This window comes from Nocardia sp. NPDC050408 (genome assembly GCF_044458905.1).
Lineage (GTDB): Bacteria > Actinomycetota > Actinomycetes > Mycobacteriales > Mycobacteriaceae > Nocardia.
Map to the genome: position 1 here is coordinate 111,607 of NZ_JBITIL010000018.1, position 16,189 is coordinate 127,795.

8 protein-coding genes are annotated in these 16,189 nt (G+C 66.9%); 6 read left to right on the forward strand and 2 right to left on the reverse strand.

Translation table 11 applies throughout. From position 1 onward, the window contains the following. Nucleotides 1–63 precede the first annotated feature (63 nt). Nucleotides 64–363 carry a hypothetical protein gene (locus ACIBJI_RS34615; protein WP_397087482.1) on the forward strand — a complete coding sequence of 100 codons (300 nt, stop codon included), beginning with the start codon at nt 64–66 and terminating at the stop codon, nt 361–363. A gap of 204 nt (nt 364–567) precedes the next feature. Here ACIBJI_RS34615 and ACIBJI_RS34620 read toward each other — a convergent pair whose 3' ends face one another. Further along, the gene (locus ACIBJI_RS34620) at nt 568–1,161 is read right to left on the reverse strand and encodes a class I SAM-dependent methyltransferase (RefSeq protein ID WP_397087484.1); all 594 of its coding nucleotides are present in this window, start codon (nt 1,159–1,161) and stop codon (nt 568–570) included. Between the two features lie 81 nt (nt 1,162–1,242). Then, on the reverse strand, nt 1,243–2,334 hold the full coding sequence (locus ACIBJI_RS34625; protein WP_397087486.1) for an aldo/keto reductase: 1,092 nt from the start codon (nt 2,332–2,334) through the stop codon (nt 1,243–1,245). A 164-nt stretch (nt 2,335–2,498) separates the two neighbouring features. On the opposite strand from ACIBJI_RS34625, the gene ACIBJI_RS34630 reads away from it, so the two are divergent. Genes ACIBJI_RS34630 through hsaA form a run of 5 tightly spaced genes read left to right on the forward strand, consistent with a single transcriptional unit; the run spans nt 2,499 to nt 16,079 of the window. Beyond that, on the forward strand, nt 2,499–6,314 hold the full coding sequence (locus ACIBJI_RS34630) for an amino acid adenylation domain-containing protein (protein ID WP_397087488.1): 3,816 nt from the start codon (nt 2,499–2,501) through the stop codon (nt 6,312–6,314). Beyond that, nucleotides 6,301–6,795 (forward strand): OsmC family protein, encoded by a 495-nt coding sequence (locus ACIBJI_RS34635; protein ID WP_397087490.1) that lies wholly within the window; start codon nt 6,301–6,303, stop codon nt 6,793–6,795. The genes ACIBJI_RS34630 and ACIBJI_RS34635 overlap by 14 nt, the downstream gene beginning before the upstream one ends. After that, a complete protein-coding gene (locus ACIBJI_RS34640; RefSeq protein WP_397087492.1) occupies nt 6,795–14,096 on the forward strand; it encodes a condensation domain-containing protein in 7,302 nt (2,433 codons plus the stop codon). Before ACIBJI_RS34635 ends, ACIBJI_RS34640 begins: the two co-directional genes overlap by 1 nt. After that, nucleotides 14,089–14,838: a class I SAM-dependent methyltransferase gene (locus tag ACIBJI_RS34645; protein ID WP_397087494.1), complete on the forward strand. Its 750-nt coding sequence runs from the start codon at nt 14,089–14,091 to the stop codon at nt 14,836–14,838. Before ACIBJI_RS34640 ends, ACIBJI_RS34645 begins: the two co-directional genes overlap by 8 nt. Beyond that, nucleotides 14,835–16,079: a 3-hydroxy-9,10-secoandrosta-1,3,5(10)-triene-9,17-dione monooxygenase oxygenase subunit gene (gene hsaA / locus ACIBJI_RS34650; protein WP_397087496.1), complete on the forward strand. Its 1,245-nt coding sequence runs from the start codon at nt 14,835–14,837 to the stop codon at nt 16,077–16,079. The genes ACIBJI_RS34645 and hsaA overlap by 4 nt, the downstream gene beginning before the upstream one ends. Nucleotides 16,080–16,189: the final 110 nt, after the last annotated feature.

Below are 16,189 nucleotides of genomic sequence, written 5' to 3' on the forward strand. Positions count from 1 at the left end.
CGCACATAATGATGCGACAAGCAGACATTCACCTCAGTACGCGAGAATAGGGAGAGGAACATAATGACCGCAGCAGCTCACGCGCCGCATCCAAGCCATGAACACACCCACGGCCCTGGTTGCGGGCACGTTGCTGTCCCTCACGGCGACCATGTCGACTATGTGTACGACGGCCATCTGCATCGCGCCCACGATGACCACTACGACGAATGCGAACCCGCGACACACATCGCTCACGGCAGCCATGACCACGTCCACGGCGAGGGCTGTGGGCATGTCGCCGTTCCACACGGCGACCACGTCGATTACGTGCACGACGGCCATCGCCACGCCGCGCACGACGGCCACTACGACGAACACTGAGTTCGACAACCCACGCCTCGCGGCATCGGCCTGAGCCCGCACCGAGAACGCTCGCGACGGCTACGTCGCTGCGGCGATCGGGGCACAGCAGATTTCGCGGCAGCGGCCTTTACGACCCGGAATAGGACGATTCGGGCCCAGGTCAGGCTCGTGAATCCGGTAGCGGTGCATGAGGACACACAACGGCGAGCCGAAGTACGGTCCTCAGCGACTTGCCGTGACGAGTTGGAAGGCCGCACCGAGCCGCGCGAGGTTGGGCTCGGTGAATCCCGCATCCTGAAACAGTGCGCGAAGGTCGTCGTCGGAGTACAGGCGCATGCGCCGGGCCACCGGCGGCGGCACGACCGATGCGGGCGGATTCGGCGCGACGGTATGCACGACGATCCGTGCGCTCAGGGCGAGTACCCGGCGCAGTTCGGTGAGTGCGCGTGGGGCGTCGAGGAAGCAGAAGACGTTTGCCATTGCCGCGCAGGTGAATTGCTCATCGGGCAGGGGTAGTGCCTCTGCGGTCGCCTCGACTACCTCGAGGCGACCGTCGCGCACTGCGGCGGCATTGTTGCGGGCGGTGAGCGCGATCATATCCGCGCTGTGGTCGACGGCGGTCGCGCGGCAGCCGGACTCCAGGGCCCACTGTACGAAGGTGCCTCCACCGCAACCGATTTCGAGCAGGTTGTCCGCTGGCTGGAGCTCCAGCGCTCGCAGGGTGTCGCGAAAGATCTCGTGGTGGGCCTTCATATCGCGCCACCACAGGCGGGCGATCGGCCCCCGGGGACGAGACAGCATTCGGTCCGTCAGCATGTCGGCGATGTTCGGCATCGGCGAGCACCCGTCCTTCCTGTTCTGGACGTATTCGCCAGAATTCGTTGTGCACGTGGCTGTTTACGGCTCAGTGGGCCCGTTGGCGCGGATACGCAGATCACCGAATACGGTGCTGCGGGCCAGCGGCCGCGCGAGGAAGTCGTGGGGGAAACCGAGTTCCACCGCGGAGGCGTGTTGCAACCGATTGAGGTGGTGGTCATCGAAGGTCACGCTCAACGCGCCGAGGTTGTCGTCGAGTTGGCGTGTAGTGCGGGCTCCGACAATGGGGGACGTGACGGCGGAGTTGCGCAGCGTCCACGCCAGTGCGATCTGCGCCGGTGTGCGCCCGAGTTCGTGGGCGATCTGATCGACGACGTCGGCGATCGCCAGTCCGCGCTCGGTCAGTGAGTCGTTGGCCACTGCGATGCTCTTGCGTGATCCTCCGGCCGCTGTGGCGTCGGTGAGATCGGCACGGGTGTATTTGCCGGTCAGGACACCGCTCGCCAAGGGGGACCAGGGAACTACCCCGAGGCCGAGCTCGCGTGCCATCGGAATCAGCTCGCGTTCCACGGTCCGCTCGATGAGGTTGTATTCGATCTGCAGCGCGATCAGCGGCGACCAGCCGCGCAGTTCTACCAACGTCTGCATGCGCGCGATCTGCCACGCTGGTGTATCCGAGATGCCGAGGTAGAGCACCTTGCCCGCCCGGACGAGATCGTCCATGGCGCGCATGATTTCCTCCATCGGCGTCAGGCCGTCCCATAGGTGCAGATACAGCAGGTCGAGGTAGTCGGTGCGAAGTCGTCGAAGGCTCGCCTCTACCGAGGCCACCATGCTCTTGCGGTGATTGCCACCGGAATTCGGATCGGTCAGCCGTCGGATCGCGCTGTATTTGGTTGCCAGCACCAGGCTTTCGCGGCGGGCGGCGGCGAATTCGCCCAACCATTCCTCGGCGGTGCCGTTGGTGTACTGGTTCGCGGTATCGATGAAGTTGCCGCCGCGGGCGACGTAGGTGTCGAATATCCGGCGGGCCTGGAGCTTGTCTGATCCCCAGCCCCAGTCGGTTCCGAAGGTCATGGTTCCGAGCGATAGCGGCGATACCCGCAGCCCTGACCGCCCGAGCAGGCGATAGCTGTCGAGAGCGTCTGCGCCGCGACGTGTCGTGTCATTCACCAAAGCCGTTCCCTCCTAGCAGTTTCGGCCGAACAAACAGTCGCGACGCCAGCCTTCCCACCACTGGCGCTACCTCACGTGACCGCCGATCGCCAATGATTGATACTGACAATCATTATCGTTAACGTAGCTGTATCGGGTTGGTCGAGCAAGGGCTGGAGATTGTGACAGCAGCAGACGAGGTCCGACGGTGTGTCGGCACGGTACTCAAAGTGCAACCGCGGGAAGTGGTTTCGACTCGAAGGTTGCAGGAACTGGGGATGGACTCGTTCCTGGCGGTCCGGCTACATCTGCGGCTCGCGGAGCGGATCGGGGTGCGGGTTCCGCTGGAATTGTTCGTCGGTGCCACCCTCGAATCGTTGACCGCAGAGGTCGAGCAGCGGGGTGCGACAGCGGCGGATACCGGGTCGGCGGCCGAATCATCGGGCCGCACGGCTGAAGACGCTCCCGCATCGAGCCGGGCGGATGAAGAGGAGCTCACCCCGATCCAGGCCTCGTACTGGGTCGGGCGGGAAGCCGGTATGCCGTTGGGTGGGGTGGCCACCTTCTACTACTTCGAATTCGACCGTGACGTGGCGCGATTCGTCGCGGCGGATCCGCTGGCGGAGGTGCGGGCACTCGAGATCGCGTGGAATCGGCTGGTCGATCACCATGAGATGCTGCGAGCGACCATCACCGACGAGGGCACCCAGCGCGTCGAACCGCCGGGGCTGCGGTACCGCATCGAGGTGACCGATCTGCGCAGCCGTCCCGAAGAGGTCGAGTCGACGCTGGATGCGTTGCGCCGGGAGCGGTCGCATCAGGTTCGAGACACCACGGTGTGGCCGCTGTTCGATATCCATGCCGTCGTGCTGCCCGAGGGGAACCTGAGACTGTTGGTCGGGTTCGACATCATCGTGCTGGATATGGCGAGTTGGAATCTGCTGATGCGTCAGTGGGGCGAGCTCGTCGCGGACTCGACCGCTACGCTCGCTCCGGCGGCTTCGTTTCTGCGGTTGCTGCGTGAGCGCAAGCAGGCCGATGGGCAACGCCGCGAACAGGACCGCGAATACTGGCAGGCGCGGGCAGCGGCGCTTCCGCCGGGCCCTCGACTGCCCTATCTCGTGGCACCGGAGCAGGTCCGCAACCCGAGATTCCAACGCCATGGTGCCGAACTCGATGCGCGGCAGTGGTCGGCGCTGACGGCGCGGGCGGCGGCGCGCGGGTTGAGCCCGACGGCGGTGCTGCTGGCGGCGTTCGGATTGACGCTGTCTCGTTGGGGCGCAACGGATCCGTTCTGTCTCAACGCCACGCTCTTCGATCGCCCCGACGCGGCCGACCAGCTGGATGTGGTCGGTGACTTCACCACCACCGCCCTGGTCGAACTACCTACGGCCGAACTGCGCTCCTGGAAAGGCTTCGCCGAATTCGCCGCGCACGTGAACGCCCGGTTCTGGGCTGATCTGGCGCATCGCTCCTATAGCGGCGTTGAAGTGCAGCGCACCCAGGCCGGTGACCTCACCCCGCGCTATCCGGTCGTGTTCACCAGCGGTGTCGGACTCGGTGGTGCGCGCGGCGCGGCGGCGGGCTGGTTGGGCGCCGAGGTGTTCGGTGTCTCGCAGACCCCGCAGGTGGTGCTCGACCATATCGTTTGGGACGAGGACGGTGGTTTGCGCATCGCCTGGGATGCGGTGACCGAGGTGTTCCCGGGCGAGTTCGTGGGGCAGATGCTGGCGGCATACGTGCGCTTGCTGCACAGGCTGGTCGAGGACGACAGTGCTTGGGACAGCGTCGATCTCGGGTGGAATCCCTACTTCGAGACGATGGAGTCCGGGCCTCGCCCTGCCGTGGAACAGCTGCTCATGGACCCCCAGCAGGCAGCCACGCTGACCCGACCGGACGCACCGGCGATCCTGGGTCCGACGGGTGTCACGAGCCATACCGAATTGCTGGCGAAATCCCAGGCCCTCGCCGCCGGTTTGGCTACCGCCGGTGTCGGGTCCGGTGACCGGGTGGCGGTGGTGCTGCCGAAATCGGCCGACCAGGTCGTCGCGGTGTACGCGGTGCTGTGGGCCGGTGCGACCTTCGTACCGATCGAGCCGGAGTGGCCCGAGGCCCGCATCGCGTCGGTGTGCGAGCGCGCCGGAATCGCCCACGCGGTGGTGACCGCAGAGACACAGGATCGATTGCCGCACAACGTCATCGCGCATCTCATCGATAAGGATGCCGACTGTACCGTGGCCGCCGTTGCGGGTCGTGGTGAACCGGACGAGCTGGCCTACATCATTTTCACCTCGGGTTCGACCGGTACACCGAAGGGCGTGGCGATCGAACATCGCGCCGCACGAGGAACCATCGACGACATCAATCACCGATTCGACATCGGCCCCGATGATCGGGTGCTGGCGTTGTCGGCATTGAGTTTCGACCTATCCATCTACGACATCTTCGGCGTGCTCGGCGTCGGCGGCGCGCTCGTCATGCCCGAGGCTGCGCGACAGCGCGACCCCGGGCACTGGTGTGACCTGATCGCCGAACATCGAGTGACAGTGTGGAATACCGCGCCCGCCGTCGCGGAAATGCTGGTCGAATACGCCGAAGCCGATCCGGCGGCGGCCGCCCAGCTGCGGTCGCTGCGACTGATGCTGCTCTCCGGCGACTGGATACCGATCTCGCTACCGGACCGTCTGCGTGCGCTCGTCCCCGACCTGCGGGTGATCAGTCTCGGCGGCGCGACCGAGGCCGCGATCTGGTCGATCCACTACCCCATCGACCAGGTATCGCCGGAGTGGACCAGCATTCCGTACGGTCGCGCGCTGCGCGATCAGTTTTTCCTCATCTTGGACGAGGATGGTCGGCCGTGTCCGGTCGGCGTGCCCGGCGAACTGAACATCGGGGGCGCCGGTCTGGCCCGCGGCTATGTCGGTGACACCGAACAGACCGAGCGTCGATTCGTGCGTAATGAGCACCTCGGTGAACGCCTGTACCGCACCGGCGATCTGGGCCGCTGGCGAGCTGATGGTGCGATCGAATTCCTCGGCCGGGTGGACCGTCAGGTCAAGATTCGCGGCCACCGGATCGAACTGGGCGAGATCGAATCGGTGCTCACCCGGCATCCCGATGTGCGCCGCTGCGTCGCCGCGGTGCTGCCGGGTGCTGATGATCGGCCGCGACTAGTCGGCTATCTTGTTGCCGCAGCGGCACTTCCGGCGTCGGAGGAACTGTCCGCCTACGCTGCCCGGCATCTGCCGCAGTACATGGTGCCGTCGCGGTGGGTGTCGCTCGACTCGATTCCGCTGACTCCGAACGGCAAAGTGGATACCTCGCGACTGCCGAACCCGTTTCGCCGCACCGGTATCGCTGCGTCGCAGACCAATGGGTCCGTCGATGATCTGCCGCTCGCGGTCGACGCAGGCTGGCTGATCGAGGCCGTGAACCAGGCGCACAGCCGCGGCTTGACGCTCACGATACGACTGGGACCGGACAAGCTCGACGCGGTCGCGGCGCGCGCGGCAGCCACGCTGTGGACGCGCCAACTACGCGACGCAACCGTCACCCATAACCTGTTGGTCTCCGAAATAGCCGATACCCCAGACACTCTCGTCGAATTCACGCTCGCCTTCGACGATCCGACCGGCGGCGAGCCAGTAGTGCCCGCCGATATCGAACAGGCCGTCACCGCGGTCTTCACCGAACTCCTCGGCGCCGGCGTCTCGGCGACGACACCCTTCTACGACCTGGGCGCGACGTCGCTGACCCTGGTCCGGGCGCACCGCAGGTTGCGGCGACTGGCACCGGAGCTGACTGTGCCGGATCTGTTCCGGCACGGTTCGGTCCGACGCCTCGCGGCCTGGATCGCCGCCCAGACCAACGACTCGCACACCGAGCACAGCGACGAACCACTCCGGGCCGCACCGAATCTCACCGACGCCGCCGAACGCGGCAAGCGACGGCGGGCCCACCGATCGAAAGCGAGGCACCCGTCGCATGCCGCTCACTGATGTCGTACAGCAGCTGCAAACCGCGCTACGTCGCAGGGGCGACCGCAGGCAGCGCTTCACCGCCCACACCGAGCACCGGCCGGGCACGGCCACCGAGGTGAGCGTCCGGATCAACGGACACACGCTGGTGGTCGACGAACCGGTCGCGGTGGGCGGCGGCAATGCGGGTCCGGACCCGATCGGGCTGGCGCTCGCCGCCCTGGGAACCTGTCAGATCGTCACCTATCGCTTCCACGCGGCCCGCCTCGGTGTCGAAATCGACTCGCTGACCGTCGAAGTCAGCGCCGAGCTGGACATGGGCGCGGTATTCGGCATCGATGCCGCACCGCAGGTCGGCGCGATCCAGATGCGGGCACGGGTCAGCGGCCCGAGCACACCGGAACGCTACCAGGAACTGCAACAACTCGTCGATCAATCCTGCCCGGTCCTGGCGATCGCGCGCGGTACGACCCCGGTGCATTCGGAATTGGAGCTCGCCTGATGACCAACAACGACCCCAACTCCATCGCGATCGTCGGCATGGCCTGCCGCTTTCCCGGTGCTCCCGATCTCGCGGCCTACTGGGATCTGCTCGCCTCCGGCCGGGAAGGATTGAGCCGCTTCAGCGATGACGAACTGACCGCGCGCGGCGTACCGGCCGAACTGCGCGCGCACCGCAACTACGTGCCGGTCGGTGGCGTCATCGATGACCAGGATCGCTTCGACCCCGACCACTTCGGTTTCACCGCCGGTGAGGCGGAACTGCTCGATCCGCAGCTGCGCCTGCTGTTGGAGTGCTCCTGGAACGCCCTCGGCGACGCGGGCCACGCCGGTGGTGCGGGGCTCGGCGCGGTCGGCGTCTTCACCGGTGCCTCGCACAGTGATTACCTCGCCGAGAACCTCGCTCACTATCGACGTGCCGCCGACCGTGACCCGCTGGGGTATCTGCAGGCGACGATGGGCTCGATCACCGACTACTTCCCGCAACAGATCGCCTATCGGCTCGATCTGACCGGACCGGTGATGGCGGTGCAGGCCACCTGCGCCACCTCGCTGGTCGCCGTGCACATCGCCGCCCAGTCGCTGGCGAACGGTGAATGCGATGCCGCACTCGCTGGCGGCGTTTCGCTCATCGTGCCGCAGGGTCGCGGCTACCTGCATGTACCCGATGCCATCTTCGCCGCTGACGGACACACCCGCGCCTTCGGGGCCGAGGCCTCGGGCATGGTGCACAGCCAAGGCATCGGCATTGTGCTGCTGCGGCGGCTCGAAGACGCAGTGGCCGACGGTGATCCGATCTACGCGGTACTGCGCGGCAGCGCCGTGAACCACGACGGCTCCGGGAAGGCGGGATTCACCGCGCCCTCGGCGACCGGACAGGCTCGGGTCGTAGCGGAGGCGCTGGCCGCCGCCGATGTCGAAACCGACGAGGTCGGCCTCATCGAAGCCCACGGCACCGCAACCGCATTGGGCGATCAAATCGAATTGGCCGCGCTCGCCGCGGTATTCGGCGACCGCACCGCGTCGGACCCGATCGCGATCGGGTCGGTGAAAAGCAATATCGGGCACACCAATACGGCCGCGGGCATAGCGGCACTCATCAAGACCACACTCGCGCTACACCACGGTCGGATACCGGCGACACTGCACGCCGACCCAGCTCATCCCGAACTGAGCCGCCACGGCGGGCTTTTCGAGGTCGCGAACAGCACCAGAGACTGGCCACAACGCCACGGCACCAGAATCGCCGGAGTGAGTTCGTTCGGGATCGGCGGGACGAACTGTCACATCGTGTTGGAGCAAGCACCGGCCGATGCACTGGATTCGCATTCGGACGAGCGGGCCCAGTTGCTGCTGGTATCCGGGCACAGTGAACAGAGCTGCCGTGCCCAACTCGACCTAGCCGCAGCGCATATCGAGGCCGACAGCCGCGCCGACTACGCCTACACCCTGCATCAGGGTCGCCACACCGGCGGCGGCTGGCGGACAGCGGCGATTCTGCGGGAGCATGGCCCTGGACCGCGGCAGGTCACCTCCCGACTGCCACCAGCACAGCGGCCACGTATCGTTTTCGCGTTTCCCGGTGCGGGCGCTCAGTTTTCGGGCATGGGGTCCGGGCTCTACCGCGACGAACCGGTATTCGCCGACACGATCGACAAATGCGCGCAGGCGCTGCGCCCGCTGCTCGACTTCGATATCGGTGACATCGTCAGCGGGCGGGCGCCCCGGAGTGCCGTGGATGACGTGCGTTTCGGCCAGCCCGCATTGTTCGCGGTATCGCTGGCGACCGCGATGACGTTGCGCGAGTTCGGCATTGCGCCGGACGGGGTGCTCGGCCACAGCCTGGGCGAATACGCGGCCGCGGTCGTGGCCGGGATGATGGATCTCGCCGACGCGGCACGGCTGGTCGCGGTGCGTTCCCTCGCGCTGGCCGACGCCGCGTCGGGCGCGATGCTCGCGGTGGAGCTCAGCGAAACCGCGCTCAGCGACCTGCTCACCGACCATCCGGATCTCACCATCGCCGCGATCAACGCGCCCGACGCATGTGTCGTCTCCGGCCCCGCTGCCGCGCTCGGGGACCTCACCACCGTGCTGAACCGCAGCGGCATTCGGTGCGCCGGGCTCCGGATCGCTGCCGCACTGCACTCCCCCGCCGTGGCGGACGCCGTCACGACGGTACGCGAGGCGGCGACGACGGTGCCGATGGTGCCCGCGGTGATTCCGCTCTACAGCACGCTCACCGGACAGGCGACGCGCACCGTCGACGCGGAGCACTGGGCACGGCACCTACGTGAACCCGTGCGCTTTGCCACGGCCGTGCGGGCTGCCGCCGGTGCACAACCCACCGTGATCGTCCAAGTAGGCCCCGGGAGTGCGTTGGCGTCGTTGGCGCGGCGCAACGCTCCGACCGGGTTGGTCGCGGCAATGAGTACGTTGCCCGATGCCGACGACACCGCCGAGACGGATCGAGTCGCGCTACTGGCCGCCGTCGGTCAGTTGTGGTGCGCCGGCGCCGATCTACGGCCCGAAGGGCTGCACGGCCGTCGTCGGCGGGTCCGCCTGCCCGGGTTCCCTTTCCAACGGCGAAGAGTGTGGATCGACCCGCTCGACGAACCCGAAGCGATCGCGAATCTAGCCATGGGCAACGGACATTCGGCCGCACTCGCCGAACACACCAGCATCACGCCTGCGCTTCCCGGTGGCGATGCCGTGCACGCCGACAGCGAACCCGACCGCCCCCGCGTGTCCCGGGATCCTAAGGCAGACAACCCTATTCGCTCCGCTGACGAGTCCGGATACGACCGCGCAGGCACAGTCCGCGGCCATCGAGATGCCCCAACCGATTTCACCACCTCCGACGAGCAGCTCGTCGCGGCGCTGTGGGGTCAACTTCTCGGCACCCCGGTGACTACCACCGACGCCGACTTCTTCGCCCTCGGCGGAACCTCGATGCTGGCGACCCGCATGCTCGAACAGCTCAACGACCAAGAGCACGCCGACATCAGACTGCGCGAATTACTGGCGCAGCCGACGGTCGCGACCTTCGCGAGACTGCTGTCCTCGCGGCGGGCGGATCCGGTCGCATCGACATCACCCGCGGTCCTCTCGACGACCGCCTCCCCTCATTCCGGCGAACGGCGCGACCATATGCCAGCGACCGATCCCGGCATCCGCCGCGATGATGGCCAGACTACGACGCCGGTTGCCGCCGAGCCGTTCCCCCTCACTCGGGTCCAGCATGCCTATTGGGTCGGCAGATCCGGTGCCTTCGGCCTCAGCGACGTGTCCTGTCACATCTATCTCGAATACGACTGCACCGACCTCGATCTCGATCGCTACCAGCAGGCATGGCATCAGGTAATCGCCCGCCACGACATGTTGCGCGCCATCGTCACCGAAGACGGCCGCAACCAGGTATTGGACACGGTCCCCGACTACCGGATCCGCCGCCACGACCTCACCGACCTGCGCGTCACCGAGCGCGAGGAAACCCTCGCCGACCTGCGCAGGCAGCTGTCGCACCGGGTGCACCGTCCGGATCGCTGGCCGCTGTTCGACGTGCGTGCCGCAGCGATCGACGACACCACGACCCGGATTTTTCTGGGGATCGATGCCCTGATCTGCGATGCGGGCAGCTTCCTGGTCCTGGACCGCGATCTGCGGCACTTCTACGACCACCCCACGGCACCCCTGCCGCCGGTGCGGACCCGATTCGCCGATTACGTCGCCCACACCGCGACCCGCCTCGACACACCCGCGCGCCGCCGCGCGGTGGACTACTGGCAGCAGCGCATGGACCTGATCCCGGGACCGCCCGCACTCCCGACCCGCACCCGCACCCAGACCCGGCCCTGGTTCGCCCGCCGCGCCGGACAACTCGACGCCAACGAATGGACCGCGCTGCGCCGGATTTCCGCCGAGCACGGCGTGACACCGTCGGCGGTCCTGCTCACCGCCTACGCCGACGTACTCGCCGCCTGGTCCAGCGACGAGCGGTTCGCGATCATGCTGACGCTGATCGACCGGCCGCTAGCGCTACCCGGAATCGAGGACGCGATCGGCGATTTCACCACGCTGCTCGCCCATGAAGTCGACCGCGCCGGTGCCGAATCATTCGCCGAACGGGTCAAAAGCACCCAGCAGCGCCTGTTCGACGATATCGATCACCGCGACTATTCCGCACTCGAATTGCTCGCCGAGATGACCACCAAATTCGGTGAGCGGCAATTGCTTCCGGTGGTCTTCACCAGCGCTCTCGATGCCGCCGAGTTGGTCGGCGCGGATCCGGACCTGGAATGGGCCGGGCGGATGGTGCACGGCGTGACCCAGACGCCCCAGGTTTGGCTCGACCATCAGGCGTTCGTGCACGCGGGAGCACTGCAATTGCAGTGGGACGTCCTGGAAACCGTGCTCGACCCGGACGCCGCCGATACCGCCTTCGCCGCCTACCTGGCCTGGCTGCGCCTGCTCGTCGCGGATCCGAGCACCTGGACCGCAGCCGAGAGCGGACCACAGTTGACCAGTCCGGGCGCGGATGTGGCCGCCACCATCGAGGCGATCTGGACCCAGGTGCTCGGCCTCGAAACCGGCGCTGTCCGTACCGATTCCACCTTCGTCGGACTCGGCGGCGATTCTGTGCTCGCAGTGCGGATGGCCACCATGGTGCGTGGACGGCTCGGCGTCGCGGTCCCGGTGGTCGATCTTGTCGGCGATCTGACCTTCGAGAGGTTGGTGGCCTTCATCGCGGACCGCCGAGCCAATACCCCGGCCTCGGCGAGCGTGCAACTGGTGCGCCAGGACGACCCTACCGCCGCGTTCCCGCTGACGCCTTTGCAGCAGGCGTATTGGGTTGGGCAGCAGCATGGTTGGGCGCTCAGCTATGACTCCGCCCACAACTATGTCGACTTCCGGCTCACCGGCATCGACCCGACCGAGGTCGAATCCGCGGTCCGCAGCCAGATCCGCCGCCAGCCGATGCTGCGCGCGATATTCCTGCCCGACGGCACCCAGCAGGTGCTCGAGGAGACCGATCCGCGCCTGGCCGCCCTGCCGATCACCGCATTGGATCGGCGCGGCGCCGATGTGAGGGAAATCGACGCGCTGCTCGCCCGGACCCGTGCCGAGATGCAGCGCAGCGGGCCCGCGATGAATCCGTGGCCGTTTCGGATCACCGCGATCCGGCTGCCCGGCGACGAACTCAGCCTGCATATCGTGTGCAGCCTGCTGGTCGCCGATGGCTGGTCGGTGCAGCTGATGTTCACCGAACTGTTCACCTATCTCGACGAACCGAATACCGTGCTGCCGCCGCTGACCGCGCACTTCGGCGATTACGTCGAAACCATCAATCGGCAACGGCAAGAACCGGAATGGCAGGCCCAACGCGATTGGTGGTGGGACCGGCTCGACGAATTACCCACCGCGCCCAACCTTCCGATGGCGGTTCCATTCGATCAGGTGCGCCCCGACACCCTGGTCCGGCGTGAGCTGCGGGTGTCCGGCCCCCAGATGGCGACCCTGCGTACCCGCTGCACCGAGTACGGCATCACCCCCACCACGGCCTTCGCCACCTGCTATGCGATCGCGCTGGCCCGGCTGGCCGGGCACCGCCGATTCCTGCTCAACGTGCTCTACCTCAACCGCCTACACCTACCCGCGGATCTGGATCACGCCATCGGCCCATACGCCGGGACCGTCCTGCTCGATGTCGACCTGCCCGCACCCGCGCCGTTCATCGACGCGGCCCGGCGCATGCAGGACGCCACCGCCCGCATGCTCGACCACGGCCAGGTCAGTGGCGTGGAGATCGTGCGCGAACTCGGTCGCCGCCGCCGCGATACCGCACCGCAGGCGCCGGTCGTCTTCCACAGCACCCTCGGACTGCATCCGCCCGGCGGCACACCGGAAACCGTGCGGGTCAGCGAGTTCTACCAGCGCGTGCGCACCCCGCAGGTGGCCTTGGATATGCAGGTCTTCCAATGGGATTGGGACGACTCGGTGGTCGTGAACCTCGACGCCGTCGCCGAGCTGTTCTCCCCCGGCGTGCTCGACGCGTTGTTCACCGATATTCGCACCCAGGTCATCGCGCTCATCGAACAGCCCGAAACCTGGACGGCCACTGTTGAATTGCCCACCGCCGAACGCGGTGCGACGACCGTCCCGGCGACCGGACGAGCAGCCGTCAGCGGTCCGCTCGGCACCGACGCCGAACACGCGGTCGCCGCGCTCTGGGCACGGATACTCGATATCGAGCCCGACGATGCCCGGTTCGATAGGGCGACGGATTTCTTTGCCATCGGTGGGGATTCGGTGCTGGCTATCCGCATGCTGAACCGGCTGCGCGGTGAACTCGGGTTGGTTGTCACACCCCGGGCATTCCTGGCCGATCCCACGCTGGCGGCGACCGCCGGGGCAGCCGAGACGCAGCAGTCCGCCGCAACATATGACGATTGTGCGGTCACGCTGCGCGACGGGACTGGGAATCCGCTGTTCCTGCTGCATCCCACCGGGGGTGATGTGCTGTGCTACACCGAATTGGCGCGCAAGCTCAGCACCGACCGGCCTGTTATTGGCATCCAGGATCCGGCGTTGGCCGGTGCGCCGGGACCGGATAGCGTCGCGGAGCTGGCGCGGATCTACGAAGGTGTGCTGCGCGCCCAGCAGCCCACCGGGCCCTACAGTTTGGGCGGCTGGTCGATGGGCGGCATCGTCGCCCACGAAGTCGCACGGCGACTGCGGGATTCCGGCGAAACCGTCGCCGTGCTGGCTTTGATCGACGCCAATATCGCCGACCGCATCCGACATACCGACGGCGGCGAATTCTGGTCGCGGTATCTCGGGTCCCTCGAGGCGTTCCTGGACATCGACCTCGAATCGGCCTCGCTCGATCCAGAATTGCCCGAGCAGGAACAGCGCGAGGCGATCGCGAGGCGATTGGACGCGGCCGGTCTCGTGGGACGCGATCCCGCGACCCAACAATTGCGCGAGACGACCTTCGAGCGACACCTGCGTGTGCTCGGCGCGCACAGCACCGGATTCCTCGACGGCGACGGCGGACTGGAAACGCTCATCGTGCGTGCGGATCTGCCCGCGCCGCGTAATTCCGGTGTCGGGATGGGTGTCGATGACTGCCGGGACCTGCCCGACCTGGGTTGGCGGGCCTACACCGACGGCACGATAGCCACGCATATGGTTGCGGCGCACCACTATTCGCTACTGCACGAGCCCGCCGTCGATACCGTCGCGCGGCTGGTATCGCAGGCATTGGACCGTGCAGGAGCGAAGGTCGGGGAGCGTCATGGCTGACCCGGGTCACGACTCCTACGCAGCAGCCGCGGAGTTCTACGACCTGATGGCGACACCCTATGTGGCACAGGTCGAACCGGCACTCAACGCACTGCTCGATGATGTCGACACCGTGCTCGGCCCGATCGTCGATATCGGCGCGGGCACCGGACTGTCGACCGTCATGATCGCCGACGCACTACCCGAGGCGAAACTCGTCGCGGTCGAACCTGCGTCCGCGATGCGTGCGGTGCTGATGTCGCGACTGGCCGCGCGCAAAGATCTGCGCGAGCGGATCACGGTGCTACCGCACGGTTTTCTCGACACCGGAATGCCGAACAAATGCGCGGCGGTCGTAGCGCTCGGCGTGATCGGGCATTTCGATGCCACCGCGCGACCGAAGGTGTGGTCGACGATCGCCTCCGCCCTCGCCCCTGGTGCCGGCGCGGTGGTGGAGGTGCAGCGGCCGGGGCGGGTGGCCGAGGTGGCCGAACGCCGCTACACCCGAACCCACGCCGGTGAGTTGCGCTACGAGGGCTGGAGTGCGGCGCAGGTGATCGACACCGAATCCCTGCTTTGGCGCATGACCTACCGCGTCTACCGCGACCAGCTCCTGCTGCAGGAGACCGTCGCCGAACATCTCGTCTGGCCCGCCGACCCGGATCGGCTTACCGACGAAGCCGATGCCGCGGGCCTTCGGCTCACCCGCGCCGACAGCGAGTCCGGACTACTGCGATTCATCAAGGAAAGGACGCACCGATGACCGTGCACAATGGCGTCCACAGCCCGGCCGAGGCGGTGCTCGCCGCCATCGAAGACCTGCTGCCCGCGCTGCGCGAACGCGCCGCGGAAGCCGAGGACGCACGCCGCATTCCCGCGAAATCCATTGTAGAGCTGCAGGAATCGGGATTCTTCAAGTTGCTACAACCCAAGCGCTACGGCGGCTGCGAAACCGATCCGGTCACCTTCTACACCGCGGTGGCACGGCTGGCCAGCGCCTGCGGCTCCACCGGCTGGGTGGCATCGGTACTCGGCGTACCGCCCTGGAATGTGGCGCTTTTCGACGTGAGCGCGCAGGACGAGGTGTGGGGTGACAGCACCGACACTCGCATCTGCTCGTCATATGCCCTCACCGGCACGGCAACTCCGGTCGAGGGCGGTTACCGGCTCAGTGGCCGTTGGGGTTTCGCCTCGGGCTGTGATCACGCGACCTGGGCGCTGCTGGGCGCCCGCATCGTCGAGGACGGTACTGCTGTCGATACTTGTACGGTCTTGGTGCCGCTCGGCGATTACGCGATCGAGGATGTCTGGGATGCGATCGGTTTGCGCGGCACCGGAAGCAATGACCTCATCGTCGAGGACACGTTCGTGCCCACGCACCGTGTCCTGGATTCAGCGGCGGTGGGCAAGTGCGTGGCCCCCGGCCATGCCGTCAATGACAGCCCGCTGTACCGGATTCCGTTCGGCTCGATCCACACCAGCGCGATCACCGCACCCATCATCGGAATGGCGCGGGGAGCATACGCGGCGCACATCGAACATCAGCGCGGGAGAGTTCGCGTAGCACTGCCCGGGGACGCGACCAAGGAAAGCGGCTTCACCGGAACACCCTTCCAGGACGACCCGGCCGCGCTGGTGCGCATCGCCGAGGCCGCCAGCGAAATCGATGCCGCATGGCTGCAACTGACCCACAACATCGGCACCCTCTACGACCGCGCCACGACAGGTGCCCCGATCACCGCGCTCGACCGAATACGGGTGCGCCGCGATCAGGTCCGCGGCACCGAACGCGCGATCTTCGCGGTAGACCGGCTCTTCGAGAATTCCGGCGGCCGCGCACTGCGAGCCGGAACCGCCATCCAACGGTTCTGGCGCGATGCACACGCCGGACGAGCACACGCCGCCAATGACCCCGAACGCGCCTACCGGATGTTCGGAGCAGCCGAATTGACACCGCCGACAACGGATTCGGTCCCATCGAACACCCGGGGGCAGGAGTCGTGACCGTGCACAGCGCAGGAACCATAGACGCGGCTCGGGCCGGTCGCAGTGGAGCCGATCGTCAGCGAGGAGCAGCTGTGACATGGCAGAGACGACCCGGCGGCGACCAAACC

What these genes read in the sequence shown, in the direction of transcription:
- ACIBJI_RS34635 (WP_397087490.1), top strand. Translation starts at nt 6,301, where the DNA reads ATGCCGCTCACTGATGTCGTACAGCAGCTGCAAACCGCGCTACGTCGC.
- ACIBJI_RS34645 (WP_397087494.1), top strand. Translation starts at nt 14,089, where the DNA reads ATGGCTGACCCGGGTCACGACTCCTACGCAGCAGCCGCGGAGTTCTAC.
- ACIBJI_RS34620 (WP_397087484.1), bottom strand. Translation starts at nt 1,161, where the DNA reads ATGCTGACGGACCGAATGCTGTCTCGTCCCCGGGGGCCGATCGCCCGC.
- ACIBJI_RS34615 (WP_397087482.1), top strand. Translation starts at nt 64, where the DNA reads ATGACCGCAGCAGCTCACGCGCCGCATCCAAGCCATGAACACACCCAC.
- hsaA (WP_397087496.1), top strand. Translation starts at nt 14,835, where the DNA reads ATGACCGTGCACAATGGCGTCCACAGCCCGGCCGAGGCGGTGCTCGCC.
- ACIBJI_RS34640 (WP_397087492.1), top strand. Translation starts at nt 6,795, where the DNA reads ATGACCAACAACGACCCCAACTCCATCGCGATCGTCGGCATGGCCTGC.